General features: G+C 68.8%; 11 protein-coding genes. 7 read left to right on the top strand and 4 right to left on the bottom strand.

All coding sequences use genetic code 11. The annotated features are described in order from the left end of the window. Positions 1-105: 105 nt before the first annotated feature. Positions 106-405 carry a hypothetical protein gene (locus ACTJIL_RS05740; RefSeq protein WP_440754599.1) on the top strand — a complete coding sequence of 100 codons (300 nt, stop codon included), beginning with the start codon at positions 106-108 and terminating at the stop codon, positions 403-405. A gap of 103 nt (positions 406-508) precedes the next feature. Here the strand turns inward: ACTJIL_RS05740 and pgl are convergent, their stop codons facing one another. The 4 genes from pgl to ACTJIL_RS05720 all read right to left on the bottom strand — a co-directional run bounded on the left by pgl (position 509) and on the right by ACTJIL_RS05720 (position 5289). Continuing rightward, on the bottom strand, positions 509-1252 hold the full coding sequence (gene pgl / locus ACTJIL_RS05735; RefSeq protein WP_440754598.1) for a 6-phosphogluconolactonase: 744 nt from the start codon (positions 1250-1252) through the stop codon (positions 509-511). Continuing rightward, positions 1249-2274: a glucokinase gene (gene glk / locus ACTJIL_RS05730; protein WP_440754597.1), complete on the bottom strand. Its 1026-nt coding sequence runs from the start codon at positions 2272-2274 to the stop codon at positions 1249-1251. Before glk ends, pgl begins: the two co-directional genes overlap by 4 nt. Next, positions 2271-3737 carry a glucose-6-phosphate dehydrogenase gene (zwf, locus tag ACTJIL_RS05725; protein WP_440754596.1) on the bottom strand — a complete coding sequence of 489 codons (1467 nt, stop codon included), beginning with the start codon at positions 3735-3737 and terminating at the stop codon, positions 2271-2273. The genes glk and zwf overlap by 4 nt, the downstream gene beginning before the upstream one ends. A gap of 166 nt (positions 3738-3903) precedes the next feature. Beyond that, on the bottom strand, positions 3904-5289 hold the full coding sequence (locus ACTJIL_RS05720; RefSeq protein WP_440754595.1) for a GH1 family beta-glucosidase: 1386 nt from the start codon (positions 5287-5289) through the stop codon (positions 3904-3906). Between the two features lie 189 nt (positions 5290-5478). Here ACTJIL_RS05720 and ACTJIL_RS05715 point away from each other — a divergent pair, with 189 nt between their 5' ends. The 6 genes from ACTJIL_RS05715 (at position 5479) to zipA (ending at position 15154) form a co-directional block, all read left to right on the top strand. Beyond that, a complete protein-coding gene (locus ACTJIL_RS05715; protein ID WP_440754594.1) occupies positions 5479-6576 on the top strand; it encodes an ABC transporter ATP-binding protein in 1098 nt (365 codons plus the stop codon). 43 nt (positions 6577-6619) lie between these two features. Next, positions 6620-7435 (top strand): trehalose-phosphatase, encoded by an 816-nt coding sequence (gene otsB, locus ACTJIL_RS05710; protein WP_440754593.1) that lies wholly within the window; start codon positions 6620-6622, stop codon positions 7433-7435. 4 nt (positions 7436-7439) lie between these two features. Next, the gene (locus tag ACTJIL_RS05705; protein ID WP_440754592.1) at positions 7440-9242 is read left to right on the top strand and encodes a glycoside hydrolase family 15 protein; all 1803 of its coding nucleotides are present in this window, start codon (positions 7440-7442) and stop codon (positions 9240-9242) included. Then, positions 9239-10606 (top strand): alpha,alpha-trehalose-phosphate synthase (UDP-forming), encoded by a 1368-nt coding sequence (gene otsA, locus ACTJIL_RS05700; protein ID WP_440754591.1) that lies wholly within the window; start codon positions 9239-9241, stop codon positions 10604-10606. Before ACTJIL_RS05705 ends, otsA begins: the two co-directional genes overlap by 4 nt. A 269-nt stretch (positions 10607-10875) precedes the next feature. Beyond that, a complete protein-coding gene (smc, locus tag ACTJIL_RS05695; protein WP_440754590.1) occupies positions 10876-14394 on the top strand; it encodes a chromosome segregation protein SMC in 3519 nt (1172 codons plus the stop codon). A gap of 13 nt (positions 14395-14407) precedes the next feature. After that, complete coding sequence (gene zipA, locus ACTJIL_RS05690; protein WP_440754589.1) at positions 14408-15154, top strand: cell division protein ZipA; 747 nt, start codon at positions 14408-14410, stop codon at positions 15152-15154. Positions 15155-15239 lie beyond the last annotated feature (85 nt).

Below are 15239 nucleotides of genomic sequence, written 5' to 3'. Positions count from 1 at the left end.
CACGAGAGGAGCGGCTTCGAAACCGGAAGACGGTCATGGAACCTTGCGCATGGACCGCGCTATAGGTGGCCGCGTCCATTCGGACAAAAAGGGAGGAGTACCGACATGAAACGAAAGGAAACTTCGGGAACCGGCCGCAGGAAGCTGCTGCCGGCTCTGGTCATTACTGCGGCACTGTCATCGGGAGCGAGCATGGCATTGCCGATGCCGCCATACGGCTCGCTGCTGGTGACGACTTACTACGCGACGGCCGCCCGGGACCAGATCGTGGGCGTCGATGTCTACGGCGATGCAACCTGCCGTAACGGACCATATCCGATCGACTGGGGTTCCCGGACCCAGTATTCGTCTATCAGTTTCTACGCCTGCGAGGGCGAAGGTGGGCCGACGCTGCCCGAGCTCTAGCAATCCCTGGCAACGAATGCCGCGGCCCTTCGAAAGAAGGGCCGCGGTTGTTCCAGGCAATGTGGTAAAGAGCGACCGCGCCGACGGCCAGCGCGCGCCGCGGTCACGGACACCAGTGCACGCGCAGCCGCGCGCCGGGGGTAGTGAAGGCGAGGCGGATCGGGAGTTCCAGCGCATCGATGCCGTCCAGCGCGCGTTCGAACAGGCGGCGCTTGTGCTCGCCGCGGATCAGCAGCAGCCGCATCCGCGATGGCGCCAGCCCGGCCGGCGTGAGGCTGATGCGACGCGGCCACGGGCCGGCGCCGGCACAGCCGGCGGCATCGACGGAGACATAGGGATAGGGGCTGGCGAGTAGCTGGTCCAGCCCGCGCAGGCCGGGAAACAGCGATGCGGTATGGCCGTCGTCGCCCATCCCGAGCACCACCGCGTCAGGCACCTGGGCGGCGTGCAGGTTGGCCGCGGCCACGGCCTCCTCGATGCTGCGGCCAGTGCGGGTCAGCGTCTCGAAGCGCGCGTTGGCCGCCTTGTCGTGCAGCAACGTGGTGCGCACGAGGTGGGAATTGCTGTCGGGGTCGTCCGGCTGCAGCCAACGCTCGTCGACCAACGCCACGTCGATGCGATCCCAGGCCAGCGGTGCGCGCGAAAGCGCCTGGTACACCGGCCCCGGCGTCGAGCCGCCGGACAGCAACAGCCGCGCGCGCGGGCGCTGTTCCAGCGCGCGGCGCAGCTCGGCGGCGAGGGTGACGGCGCCTGCCCACGCCCATTGCTCGGCGCTCTGGTAGGACAGGAAATGCACGCGCGGGCCCGCGATCTCCATGTCCGGCTTGTAGTCGGCGTGCTCGTTCATGTCGTGGCCATTGTTGTCGCCGTCGATTGTCGTGCAATGACCGCACAACCGAGCAAGCCCGCATGCGGATGCAGCACCGCCATCGATGGTACCCGGGCCATGTTCGGCGAGAACCGTCCCTTGTGCTCGAAACGCTGGCGGAAGCCGGAATGTTGCAGCGCATGGAGCATCTTCGGCACCACGCCGCCGGTGAGGAACACGCCGTCCCAGGCGCCGGTGGTCAGCACCAGGTCCCCGGCGATCGCGCCGAACACCGCGCAGAACACGTCGACCGCGCGCATGCAGCGGGCATCGCCCGCCTCGGCGCCAGCGGTGACGTCGGCCGGTTGCATCGGACCGGGATCGACACCGGCGATCTCGCTCAGTGCGCGATGGATGTTGACCAGGCCGGGCCCGCAGACCAGGCGCTCGTTGGAGACACGGCCGAACTGCGCCGACAGGCGTTCGAGGATGGCGATCTCCTCCGGCGTCCCGGGCGGGAAGCTGACGTGTCCGCCTTCGGTTTCGAGCGGCCAGTGGTGGCCGTCGCGCACCACCAGGATGCCGACGCCCAGGCCGGTGCCGGGGCCGATGACGGCGTAGGTGCGATCGGCCGCTGCTTCGGTTTCGGGGCTCCAGGTCGCGCCTCCGATAGCGACCACGTCGCTGTCGCGCAGCGCCAGGATGGCCATCGACTGCGCGGCGAAATCGTTGACCAGGCGCAGGACGGAAAAGCCGATCATCTCGCGGATGCGCGGTGCGGAGATCACCCATGGATGGTTGGTGATGCGCGCCTGCCCATCCTCGACGCGGCCGGCCACGGCGAAGACACCGCTGCGGACCGGTTCGCCGCTGGCCCATGCGGTGCCGCCATCGGCGAGGTAGTGCTGCGCGGCATCGCCCAGCGACGGAAAATCGGCGACAGCGTATTTTTTCACGCTGTCCTCGCGCAGCGGCATCCGGGCCGTGGTGTCGGCCAGCGCGAAGCGCGCGTTGGTGCCGCCGATGTCGGCGAGCAGCACGTGCTGGCCGGTGTCGCTCACTTTGCCAGTTCTCCGGATCGTCCCCCGGTTTGTTTCCCGGCTTGTTTCCGATGCCCGTTGCCCGACAGGGTCACCGGCAGGAAGCCCGATGCCGCAGCTGGTCCCCAGGAGCCGGCGGGATAGTCCTGCGCAGGTGTCGATGCCGCTTGCCACGCGCTGCTGACACTGTCGATCCAGCGCCAGGCCGCCTCGACCTCGTCATCGCGCACGAACAGCGTCTGGTCGCCCTTGAGCGCGTCGACCAGCAGGCGCTCGTAGGCGATGCGCCGGGTGGGTGTCGAGGACATCGACAGGTCCAGGGACATCGGCTGCAGTTCGGTGGCGCCCCATTCCGGCGCCGCCAGGCTGCCCATCAGCCCGAGTTCGATCGTTTCTTCAGGCTGCAGGCGCATGCGCATGCGGTTGGGCCTTGCGCGTTCGCGGTCGGGGCGTTCGAACACCCAGTGCGAGACCGGCTTGAACGACACCACCACCTCGGTGGTGCGCGAGGGCATGCGCTTGCCGGTGACCAGGCGGAACGGCACCCCGGCCCAGCGCCAGTTGTCGATGTAGGCGCGCAGGGCGACGAAGGTTTCGACATCGCTGTCGTGGGTGAAGCCGTTGACCGCTTCGCCGTCGACCACGCCGTTTGCGTAGCGCCCGCGGACGCTGTCGACAGCAACGTCCGCCACAGTCATCGGCCGCAGCGCGCGCAGCACCTTGGTCTTCTCGTCGCGGACGCAGTCGGCACACAGCTCCGACGGTGGCTCCATGGCGATCAGCGCCAGCAGCTGCAGCATGTGGTTCTGCACCATGTCGCGCAGGGCGCCGTAGTTGGCGTAGTAGCCCTCGCGTCCGTCGACGCCGGCGGTCTCGGCAACCAGGATGTCGACCGACGCGATCCAGCGGTGCTGCCACACCGCTTCCATCAGCGTGTTGCCGAAGCGCAGTGCCAGCAGGTTCTGTACCGGCGCCTTGCCCAGGTAATGGTCGATGCGGAAGATCCGCGATTCGTCGAGCGCCGAGCCGAGCGTGGCGTTGATCGCGCAGGCGCTGGCCAGGTCGCGGCCGATGGGCTTTTCCAGCACCAGCCGCGACTGCCCCTCCAGCAGGCCTGCCGCCTTCAGCCCGCGGCAGGCGGGTTCGAACAGGTCGGGCGGCGTCGACAGGTAGCTGACGCTGGGCCGGTCCGAATACTGCGACAGCGCCGCGGCCATCGCCTCGGCGTCGTTGAGGTCCAGCGACAGGTATCGGATGCGCGCGAGCAGGTCGTCAAGTGCGTCCGCGTCGCGGGCATCGACATCGCCCAGTCGCTCGCGCAGCCAGTGCCCGAACCCTTCGTCGTCGTGCTCCGTGCGCCCGACCGCCACCACCCGGAACGTCGGCGGCAGCAGCCGGTCGCGCAGCAGGTGCAGCAGCGACGGGAACAGGTAGCGCTGGGCCAGGTCACCGGTCGCGCCGAACAGCAGCAGGGTGTCGTGCATGGCTCGCTACGCTCGCGGGAATGGGAAGTCGGGAATGGGGAATCGGAAAAGCGATCAGGAATCCAGGGCGGCGAGCGCGCCAATGGATGCGCGGCATGGCATTGGTCGTGTCCGTGCCGGAAGCGATGCTTCCGGTTCCTGATGCTTCATTTCCGATTCCCGGATCTCACGGCAGCGGTTCGGCCAGTGAACCGCCATGTGTCTCGATCACCCGAGAGTACCAGTGTGCGCTGTCCTTCGGGGTGCGCTCCTGGGTGCCGTAGTTGACGTGCACGAGGCCGAAGCGCTTGCCGTAGCCCAGCGACCATTCAAGGTTGTCCATCAGCGACCACGCCATGTAGCCGCGGATGTCGACGCCCGCGGCGATCGCGTCGTGGATCGCCGACAGGTGCTGGCGCAGGTAGTCGGTGCGCAGCGGATCGCGCACGCGGCGGGCGCCCGAGGCATCCGTACCGGCCACCGGCGGGTCGAAGAATGCCGCACCGTTTTCGGTGACGTACAGCGGCGTGTCGCCGTAGGTCTGCTTGAACCACAGCAGCAGGTCGGTCAGGCCCTGCGGGAAAACTTCCCAGCCGGTTTCGGTGTACGTGCCCAGCGGCTGCTTCACGGCGCAAGCGTCCAGCGGATAGCTCTCCGTGGCCTTGGTCACGCTGCGGGTGTAGTAATTGATGCCGATGAAATCCAGCGGCTGGGTGATCAGCTTGAAGTCGTCGGGCGGGAACTCGGGCCATGCGTCGCCGAAGATCTCCTTGAGTTCCGGCGGATAGCGGCCGAGCAGGGCAGGGTGCAGGTACTGCTCATTCATGTAGGCGTGCGCGCGTTTCACCGCGGCCGCATCGTCGGCCGAATCGGTGGCCGCGTACTTGGGTTCGATGTTCACCACCAGCCCGATCTCGTGTTTGCCGGAGGCGCGATAGGCCTGCACTGCGGCGCCGTGCGCGCGCATCAGGTTGTGGCTGGCGATGGGCGCCTCGTACTTGCTGCGATGACCGGGCGCCAGCGCGCCGTGCAGGTAGCCGCCGTCGGTGACGACCCACGGCTCGTTGAGCGTGACCCACTTCTTCACCCGGCCGTCGAGCTCGCGATACAGCACGCTGCCGTATTCGGCGAACCAGTCCGCGCAGTCGCGGTTGAGCCAGCCGCCGCGGTCGTCGAGCGCCGCCGGCAGGTCCCAGTGGTAGAGGGTGAGCAGGGGCTCGATGTCGTTGGCCAGCAGTTCGTCGACCAGGCGCGAGTAGAAGTCCACGCCGGCCTGGTTCACCCGGCCGGTGCCCTCGGGCAGGATGCGCGACCACGACACGCTGAAGCGATAGGCCTGCAGGCCCAGGTCGCGCATCAGGCGCACGTCGTCCTTCCAGCGCCGGTAGTGATCGCAGGCCACGTCGCCGGTGTCGCCATTGACGGTCATGCCGGGGGTGTGCGCGAAGCGGGTCCAGATGCTGGGCCCGGCGCCGTCGGCCAGTGGCGACCCCTCGATCTGGTGGGCCGCGGTGGCCGCGCCCCACAGGAATCCCTTCGGAAATGAAAAATCCTTCTGTTGCGCCTGCACCATCGGTGATGATTCCTCGCGTGGACTGTTGCGGCATGAAAACGATTACATGCCAGAATACCGTATCGAATCGCGCGAGTGTAATGTCCGGGAGGCCGGAAACCGGCGAGCTGACAACGTATTCATCCGGCCGTTGCCAGAACCGCGACGGTCGACAACAAAGGGTCCATCGACCCGCGAACCGGAGAACGCATGGCCAGCGTCGAGCTCGACAAGTTGCGCAAGGTGTATCCGAACGGCTACGTCGGCGTCGCCGACGCCAGTTTCGAGGTCGCCGACGGCGAGCTGCTGGTCCTGGTCGGGCCGTCGGGCTGCGGCAAGTCGACGCTGCTGCGGATGATCGCGGGATTGGAAACGATCACTTCCGGCACGCTGAAAATCGGTGATCGCGTGGTCAACGAGGTTTCGCCGAAGGACCGGGACATCGCGATGGTGTTCCAGAACTACGCCCTGTACCCGCACATGACGGTGGCCGAGAACCTCGCGTTCGGGCTGAAGCTGCGCGGCCACGACAAGGCCGCGATTGCCGGACGCGTGGCCGAGGCGGCGAAGACGCTGGAACTGGACCAGTTGCTCGACCGCAAGCCCGGCCTGCTGTCCGGCGGCCAGCGCCAGCGCGTCGCGCTCGGCCGTGCCCTGGTCCGCAAGCCGCAGGTGTTCCTGCTCGACGAGCCGCTGTCCAACCTCGACGCCAAGCTGCGCATGTCGATGCGGGTGGAGATCGCGCGCCTGCACCGCCAGCTCGGCGCGACCATGGTCTACGTCACCCACGACCAGATCGAGGCGATGACCCTCGGCCAGCGCATCGTGGTGCTCAAGGACGGCGAGATCCAGCAGCTCGACACGCCGATGGCACTGTACGAGAAGCCGGCGAACGTCTTCGTCGCCACGTTCCTTGGCAGCCCGAAGATGAACCTGTTTCAGGGCGAGCTTGCAGGCGACGGCGAGCGGTTGTGGCTGCGCGTCGGCGACGGCGTCGAGCTGCCGCTGTCCCCGCACGATGCGGTGCGCGACGCGCTGCGGGCGCAGGTCGGGCGACCGTTGACGGTGGGCCTGCGGCCCGAGGACATGCGCATCGACGGCGAGGGCGAAGGCGTGCTGCCTGCGCAGGTGGAGGCGGTGGAACCGGTCGGCAACGAAGCGTTCGTCAACCTGCGCTGCGGCGACAGCGAGATCATCCTGCGCCAGCCGCCGCACGACCTGCCCGTGCCCGGCGATATCGTGCATCTCGCCCACGTGCCCGCGCGCGCGCACTTCTTCGATGGAGAAAGCGGGAAGCGCCTGGGCTGACGATTCACATCGGTTTACGGCCGCACGCGCCATGATGGTGCGGATGCAGAACAATGATCTGAAAGAAATCGGTGCTTCCGGCATCGACGACGTGTTGCTCCACGACGCGCTACCGCCACCGCCACCGCCGGCCGACGACTGGGCGCTGTTCCTCGATGTCGATGGCTGCCTGCTCGACCTGGCCAGCACGCCGGATGCGGTCGTGGTGCCGGATGGGCTGCGCGAACGGCTCGAGGCGTTGCAATCGCGTCTCGACGGCGCGCTCGCCCTGGTGAGCGGCCGCACCATCGCCACGCTCGACGCGTTGTTCGTGCCGTCGCGTTTCAATGCCGTGGGGCTGCACGGCGTGGAGCAGCGTCACGCGGGAGTCGAATTCGTCGCCGGGGAGGCGCCGCCGGAACTGGCCGGCGTCCGCAAGGCCGCCGCGCGCCTGGCCGCCGTCTATGACGGCACCGTGGTCGAGGACAAGGGGCCGGCACTGGCGCTGCACTGGCGGCGCGCGCCCGACGCGGAGCCGGCGCTGCTCGCGTTCGCCGCGCATTCGCTCGAACAACTGCCCGGCTACCGGCTGCAGCACGGCAAGCAGGTCGTCGAGCTGTACCCGGGCAGTGCCGACGACGGCGAACGGATCGACAAGGGCGGCGCGATCGCGGAATTGCTGGATACGCCCCCGTTCCAGGGGCGAATGCCGGTCTTCGCCGGCGACGATCTCACCGACGAGAGCGGCTTCGAGGTGGTCAATGCGCACGGTGGCCTGAGCGTGCTGGTCGGTGATCGCACGCCCAGCGTCGCGCGCCATCGGCTGTGCGATCCGGCGGCGGTGCGCGCGTGGCTGGGCGTGGAGCGCGGGGCGGGGTAAGCCAATGTCCGATTCCGTTCAACGCGAACAGACCCAGGACCTGGCGCTCGGCCTGATCGGCAACGGCAGCTTCGGCGCGCTGTTCGACGCCCGGGCACGGCTGGTCTGGTGCTGCCTGCCCGCGTTCGACGGCGACCCGGCGTTCTGCGCGCTGCTGCAGCCGCGGCTCGATGGCGGCTCCTGGGACATCGAACTGGACGGGCTGGCGTCGTCCGAGCAGGCCTACGACAAGAACACCGCCATCCTGCGCACGGTGTTGCGCGATGGCGACGACGGCGCGATCGAGATCATCGACTTCGCGCCGCGCTGGCGGCAGCACGGGCGCTTCTATCGCCCGGTGATGCTGGCGCGCCGGGTGCGCGTGTTGTCCGGAAGCCCGCGGATCCGCGTGCGCCTGCGGCCGCTGGCCGACTGGGGCGCGCGCGTGCCGGAGCACACCTGGGGCAGCAACCACATGCGTTTCCTGCTGCCCGGCATGGTGCTGCGCGTGACCACCGACATGCCATTGCGCGCACTGCGCGACGAGCTGTCGATCGTGCTCGATCGCGACCTGCACTTCGTGCTCGGCCCGGACGAAACCCTGACCCGGCCGGTCGCGGAATTCGTTCGCGAAGCCGAGCTGCGCACCCGCGAGTACTGGCACGAATGGGTGCGCTACCTGTCGATCCCGGCCGAATGGCAGGAGGCGGTGATCCGCAGCGCGATCACGCTCAAGCTCTGCCAGTACGAGGACAGCGGCGGCATCATCGCCGCGCTGACCACTTCCATTCCCGAGGCGCCCGGCACGCAGCGCAACTGGGATTACCGCTACTGCTGGCTGCGCGACGCCGGGTTCGTGGTGCGGGTGCTCAACCGGCTCGGCGCGACCCGGTCAATGGAGGAATACATCCACTACATCTTCAACCTCGCCACCGGCGAGGATGGCGACATGCAGCCGGTGTACGGCATTGCCTACGAGGGCGAACTGGCCGAGGAGGAAATGCCGGCGCTGCGCGGCTACCGCGGCATGGGGCCGGTGCGCCGCGGCAACCTGGCCTGGTTGCAGAAGCAGCACGACACCTACGGCAGCGTGATGCTGGCCTCGGCGCAGATGTTCTTCGACCGCAGGCTGGAGAACACCGGCGACGAGGCAACCTTCCGCCGCCTGGAGCCGCTGGGCGAACGCGCCTGGGCGCTGCACGACAAGCCTGACGCGGGGCTGTGGGAATTCCGCGGCCGCGCCGACGTGCACACCTATTCCAGCGTGATGTGCTGGGCCGCCTGCGACCGGCTGGCGATGATCGCCGACGCGCTGCGGCTGGAAGACCGACACCGGCTCTGGCGCGAGCGCGCCGATGCCATCCGCAAGCTGGCGCTCGAACGCGGCTGGAACGAGGCGCTGGGCCACTTTGTCGACGTATTCGACGGCGAGCGCCTGGACGCCTCGCTGCTGCTGCTCGCGGACCTGGGGTTCGTGAAGGCCGACGATCCGCGCTTCGTCGCCACCGTCGAGGCGATCGGCCGCACCCTCAAGCGCGGTGACGGCCTGTACCGCTACCTCGCCGAGGACGACTTCGGCGCGCCGGAAACAAGCTTCACCATCTGCACGTTCTGGTACATCGACGCGCTCGCCGCCATCGGCCGCAAGGACGAAGCGCGCGAGCTGTTCGAACGCGTGCTGGCGCGTCGCAACCACCTCGGGCTGCTGTCGGAGGACCTGGCGTTCGACACCGGCGAGGCCTGGGGCAATTTCCCGCAAACCTACTCGCACGTCGGCCTGGTGATGGCCGCGATGCGGCTGTCGCGGCCCTGGCAGGATTTCTCGTGAGCCGGCTGGTCATCGTGTCCAATCGCGTCGCCGCGCCGGGCGTGAGCCGTGCCGGCGGGTTGGCGGTGGCGCTGGAGGCCGCGCTGCAGGAGCGCGGCGGGCTCTGGTTCGGCTGGAGCGGCAAGTCCGTGCGGGAAGCCAGCGGCGCGTTGCACGAAGCGCGCGAAGGCGACATCCGCTACGTCACCATGGACCTGTCGCGCGCCGACCTGGACGCCTACTACAACGGCTTCTCCAACCGCACGTTATGGCCGTTGCTGCACTTCCGGCTCGACCTGGTCGACTACGACCGCAAGACGCGGGTCGGCTACGGCCGGGTCAACGAGCTGTTCGCCGACAAGCTGGCGCCGCTGCTGCGCGACGACGACATCGTGTGGATCCACGACTACCACCTGATCCCGCTGGCCAGCCTGTTGCGCGCGCGCGGCATCGACTGCCGGATGGGCTTCTTCCTGCACGTGCCGATGCCCTCGGCGGACATGGCCGCGGCACTGCCGGACCATGCGCACCTGTTTTCGACGCTGTATGCCTACGACCTGGTGGGTTTCCAGACTGGCCGGGACGTCGAACGCTTCCAGGACTACGTGCGCCTGTTCGGCGGCGGCCGGGTGCTCGAAGGGGGCGTGCTGGAAGCGCCGGGCGGGCGCCGCTTCCGCGCTGCTGCGTTTCCCATCGGCATCGACACCGGGCACATCGCCGCCCAGTCGCGGCAGGCGATGTCGAAACCCACGGTGCGTTCGCTGCGCGAGAGCGTGAAGCCGCGCCAATTGGTCATCGGCGTCGACCGCCTCGATTACTCCAAGGGGCTGCCCGAGCGCTTCCATGGCTTCGAACGCTACCTGTCGCGGCACGGCGACCAGAAGGGCGGCCTGACGTACCTGCAGATCGCGCCGATCTCGCGCGGTGAGGTCGCCGAATACCAGGTCCTGCGCAACGAACTCGAGCAGATCGCCGGCCACATCAACGGCCAGCACGCGGCGCCGGACTGGACGCCGCTGCGCTACGTCAACCGCAACTTCGCGCACGCCACGCTGACCGGCTTCTACCGGATGGCGCGGATCGGCCTGGTGACCCCGCTGCGCGACGGCATGAACCTGGTAGCGAAGGAGTTCGTGGCCGCCCAGGACCCGGAAGACCCGGGCGTGCTGGTGCTGTCGCTGCTGGCCGGCGCGGCCTACGAACTGCGCCAGGCGCTGCTGGTCAACCCGTACGACTTCGACGGCGTGGCCGATGCCATCGCCACCGCGGCGCACATGCCGCGGCTGCAGCGCATCGAGCGCTGGCAGGCGATGATGGATTACCTGCGCGAGAACGACATCGACGCCTGGCGCCGGCGGTATCTCGAAGCCCTCGGTGCCGCGTAGGCGCGGCGGTGGCGGCCTGGCGTGCGGCGGGGCCAGCAGCATGATTCCGGGGCGCGGCGGCGCGCAGGCGCCAGCCGCAGGCCGGCGCGGCCTGCGCCGCGCCCGATCCGTTGCTCCCGGGCGCGGGCCGTTATACTCGCAGTCAACGCAGGGTTATTGACTGCGGCGCCTTAGTTGAATCAATGACTTGGCGCCTGAACACAATCCAGATTCTCAACCATTAGCGCAGCCCCGGTTTCCGGCGCCGCGCCGAGGCACCCGACCGCCGCATGCGCCTGTCCACGATCAAGCTGTCCGGCTTCAAATCCTTCGTCGATCCCACCACGCTGCACCTGCCGACCAACATGACCGGCGTGGTCGGTCCGAACGGCTGCGGCAAGTCCAACATCATCGACGCGGTGCGCTGGGTGATGGGCGAAAGCTCGGCCAGCCGCCTGCGCGGCGATTCGCTGACCGACGTGATCTTCTCCGGCTCCACCGCGCGCAAGCCGGTGTCGCAGGCCACGGTGGAGCTGATCTTCGACAACTCCGACCACGCCATCAGCGGCGAGTACGGGGCGTTCAACGAGATCTCGGTCAAGCGCTCGGTCTCGCGCGACGGCCAGAGCAACTACTACCTCAACGGCGGCAAGTGCCGGCGGCGCGACATCACCGACCTGTTCCTCGGCACCGGCCTGGGTCCGCGCAGCTACTCGATCATCGAGCAGGGCATGATCAGCCAGATCATCGAGGCGCGCCCCGAAGATCTGCGCGTGTACCTGGAGGAGGCCGCCGGCATCTCCAAGTACAAGGAGCGCCGCAAGGAAACCGAGACCCGCATCCGCCACACCCGCGAGAACCTCGAACGCCTGACCGACCTGCGCGACGAGGTCGGCAAGCAGTTGCAGCACCTCGCGCGGCAGGCGAAGCAGGCCGAGCAGTACACCGAGATCCAGGCCGAGCGCAGGATCCGCGACGCCGAATGGAAGGCGCTGGAATACCGTGGCCTCGACGCCCAGCTCGCCGCATTGCGCGAGGGCCTGTCGCAGGAAGAGACCCGGCTGCAGCAACTGATCGCCGAACAGCGCGAGGCCGAGCGCGAGATCGAGACCGGCCGCGTGCGCCGCGAGGAAGCGATGGAAGCGCTGAACAAGGCGCAGGCCGAAGGCTACGAAGTGGGCGGCAACCTCGCCCGGATCGAGCAGCAGATCGCGCACCAGCGCGAGATGGCCCAGCGCCTGCAGCGCGCCCGTGACGAGGCCCAGGCCGCGCTGGCCGAGATCGGCCAGCACATCCAGGGCGACGAATCGCGCTTGCAGGTGCTGCAGGAAGCGATTGCGGACGCCGAACCGCAGCTCGAACAGCTGCGCGAGGAAGACAGCGTCCGCCAGGATGCCCTGCGCGATGCCGAGGCCGCGCTCGCCGACTGGCAGCAGCGCCAGGACGCCCACGCCCGCGAACAGGCCGAGGCCGCGCGCGCCGGCGACGTCGAGCGCACCCGCGTCGATTACCTCGATCGCCAGGCGTTCGAAGCCGACCGCCGCCGCGAACAGCTGGCCAGCGAACGCGCAGCGCTCGACCTCGCCGCGCTGGCCGAAGCCTTCGCCGGCATCGAGGTGCAGCACGAAGAACAGAAAGCCTCACTCGACACCCTCGGCAGCGAACTGGAACAGCGCAAGCAGGCGGTCACCGAACTACAGGACCAGCAGCGCACCGCGCAGACCGAGCTGGCCGAAGTGCGCAAGCAGGCGCAGGAAAAACGCGGCCGTCTGTCGTCGCTGGAAACCCTGCAGCACGCCGCGCTCGGCCAGGAGCAGGGCGCCGCGGTGGAGTGGCTGCGCCAGCATGGCCTGGACTCCGCTGCACGCGTGGGCGAGCGCCTGCAGGTGGAAGCCGGCTGGGAGAACGCCGTCGAAGGCGCGCTCGGACAGCTGATCGAAGGCGTGCTGGTCGATAGCCCGGAAGCGCTGGTCGAGGCGCTTGGCGGCCTCGGCGAAGGCCGGCTCGCGCTGGTGTCGTCCGCGGCCGGCGATGCCGACTTCGCGCCGACCTCGCTCGCCGCAAAGGTCCAGGGCCCGCTGGCCATCCGCCAGCTGCTGGGCCGGCTGCATGTCGCCGAAACGCTGGACGAAGCACGCGCCCTGCAGGCGCGACTGGTCGAAGGCGGGCACGCCGACCATTCGGTCATCACCCGCCACGGCGAGCGCCTCGGTGCCGGCTGGGTGCGCGTGCTGCGCTCGGGCGCCGCGAAGCAGGGTGCGCTGCTGCGCGAACGCGAGATCCAGTCACTGCGGGTCGAGATCGAAACCCTGCAGGAACGTGAACACGAACTCGAACGCGGCATCGCCGCCTGGCGCGACCGCCTGCTCGCCGCCGAGCAGCAGCGCGAGGACGCGCAGCGCGGGCTGTACATGGCCCACCGCAGCGTGTCCGAACTCGCCGGCCAGCTGCAAAGCCAGCAGGGCCGACTGGAATCCGCGCGCAACCGCATCGCCCGGATCGACGCCGATGTCGAGCAACTGGTCGAGACCCTCGACACCAGCCGCGAGCAGTCGCGCGAGGCGCGCACCAAGCTCGAAGATGCCGTGTCGCGCATGGCCGAGCTGGAAGGCACGCGGCAGGCGCTGGAATCCGAACGCCGCAGCCTGGTCGATGCCCGGGACCAGGCCCGCACCGTCGCCCGCGAGTCGCGCGAAACCGCGCACGCGCTGGCGCTGACCCTGGAATCGCAGCGCACCCAGGTCAATGCGCTCGCGCAGTCGCTCGAGCGCATGGGCAGCCAGCGCGGCCAGCTCGACAACAGGCTGGGCGAACTCGCCACGCAGCTGTCCTCGGGCGAGGAAGACCCGGCCGAGGCGCTGGAACGCCAGCGTCAGGTCGTGCTCGAACAGCGCGTCACCGCCGAGAAGGCGCTGGCCTCGGCGCGCGCCGCGCTCGAGGGCATCGACAACGAACTGCGCGAGTTCGAGCAGATCCGCCACAAGCGCGACGAGCAGTCCCTCACCCAGCGCGAGGCGATTTCGCAGCGCAAGCTCGACCAGCAGGCGCTCGTGATCCACGCCGAACAGCTGTCGACCGCCGTGACCGAGGCCGGCTTCGTGCTCGACGACGTGGTCGCCGGCCTGTCCGCCGAGGCCGAAGTCTCCGCGTGGGAGAAGATGGTCACCGACTTCGACGCCAAGCTGCGCCGGCTGGAACCGGTCAACCTCGCTGCGATCGCCGAACACGCCGAAGCTGCGCAGCGCAAGGACTACCTCGACGCGCAGGACGCCGACCTCACCACCGCGCTGGAGACGCTGGAAGACGCGATCCGCAAGATCGACCGCGAGACCCGCGGCCGTTTCAAGGACACCTTCGACCGGGTCAATTCCGGCGTGCAGGAGCTGTATCCGCGCCTGTTCGGCGGCGGCCACGCCTACCTCGAGCTCACCGGCGAGGACATGCTCGACACCGGCGTCACGATCATGGCGCGCCCGCCCGGCAAGCGCGTGTCCAACATCACCCTGCTGTCGGGCGGCGAGAAGGCGATGACCGCGGTGGCGCTGGTGTTCGCGATCTTCCGCCTCAACCCGGCGCCGTTCTGCCTGCTCGACGAGGTCGACGCGCCGCTCGACGAAGCCAACGTCGGCCGCTTCACCGCGATGGTGTCCGAGATGAGCGAGCAGGTGCAGTTCCTGTTCGTCACCCACAACAAGGCAACGATGGAAGCCGCGCAGCAGCTGTCCGGCGTTACCATGCGCGAGCCGGGCGTCAGCCGCCTGGTATCCGTCGACCTCGCCGAAGCCGCACGCCTGGCCGGCGCCGCCTAAGGAGAACCGCACAATGTCCGACGCCTGGCTGCTGCGCCTCGGGATCCTCGTCGCCGGCGTGGTCCTGATCGCCGCGATCTATTTCTTCGGCCGGCCGCGCCGCAAGGGGCAGGGCCGCCGGCTCAAGCCGGAGGAACGCGGCGGCCGCACCGAGCCCACGCTCGGCGCGCAGATCGAAAACGAACTGGCCGAAGCGCCGGACACCGGCAGCGAAACCGTGGTGCAGGCGGAAATGGAACTGCTCGACCGCGCCGTGGGCAGCACCGCCGCGATGGCCGCCAGCGAAGTGGGCAAGCGCGGCGACGACGACTTCGACAAGATCGTGACCCTGTACATCGCCGCCAAGGCCGGCGAGGTGCTGCGCGGGCCGGACATCGTGGTGGCTGCCGAGAAGGCCGGGCTGACCTACGGCCACATGAACGTGTTCCACCGCCTGGTCGAGGCCCACCCGGAACGTGGCCCGGTGTTCAGCGTCGCCAACATCATGAAGCCGGGCAGTTTCGACATGGCCCAGATCCAGTCGCTGGAAACCCCCGCGATCGCTTTCTTCCTGACCCTGCCGGCGCCGATCAACGCGCTCGACGCCTGGGAAGCGATGGAACCGACCGCCCGGCGGATGGCCGAACTGCTTGACGGCGTGGTGCTGGACGAATCGCGCAACGCCCTCGGCCGCCAGCGCATCGCCCACCTGCGCGAGGAACTGCGCACCTACGACCGCCAGCACGAAGCGCCGCCGATCACCCGCTCGCCGCGCTGGTAGCCCGCGGAACCCTGCTGGACTCGTAGGGACGGCTTCAGCCGCGAGCTCTTCCCAGGCCGGTAGAAAGCTCGCGGCTGAAGCCGCT

Source organism: Luteimonas sp. 22616 (genome assembly GCF_052044325.1).
Classification (GTDB): Bacteria; Pseudomonadota; Gammaproteobacteria; order Xanthomonadales; family Xanthomonadaceae; genus Luteimonas.
The sequence above is the reverse complement of the archived record's forward strand: the minus strand, read 5'-3'. Positions and strand labels throughout refer to the sequence as shown.

Coding starts and splice junctions, on each gene's coding strand:
- ACTJIL_RS05740 (WP_440754599.1), top strand. CDS start 106: ATGAAACGAAAGGAAACTTCGGGAACCGGCCGCAGGAAGCTGCTGCCG.
- pgl (WP_440754598.1), bottom strand. CDS start 1,252: ATGAACGAGCACGCCGACTACAAGCCGGACATGGAGATCGCGGGCCCG.
- zwf (WP_440754596.1), bottom strand. CDS start 3,737: ATGCACGACACCCTGCTGCTGTTCGGCGCGACCGGTGACCTGGCCCAG.
- ACTJIL_RS05720 (WP_440754595.1), bottom strand. CDS start 5,289: ATGGTGCAGGCGCAACAGAAGGATTTTTCATTTCCGAAGGGATTCCTG.
- ACTJIL_RS05715 (WP_440754594.1), top strand. CDS start 5,479: ATGGCCAGCGTCGAGCTCGACAAGTTGCGCAAGGTGTATCCGAACGGC.
- otsB (WP_440754593.1), top strand. CDS start 6,620: ATGCAGAACAATGATCTGAAAGAAATCGGTGCTTCCGGCATCGACGAC.
- ACTJIL_RS05705 (WP_440754592.1), top strand. CDS start 7,440: ATGTCCGATTCCGTTCAACGCGAACAGACCCAGGACCTGGCGCTCGGC.
- smc (WP_440754590.1), top strand. CDS start 10,876: ATGCGCCTGTCCACGATCAAGCTGTCCGGCTTCAAATCCTTCGTCGAT.
- zipA (WP_440754589.1), top strand. CDS start 14,408: ATGTCCGACGCCTGGCTGCTGCGCCTCGGGATCCTCGTCGCCGGCGTG.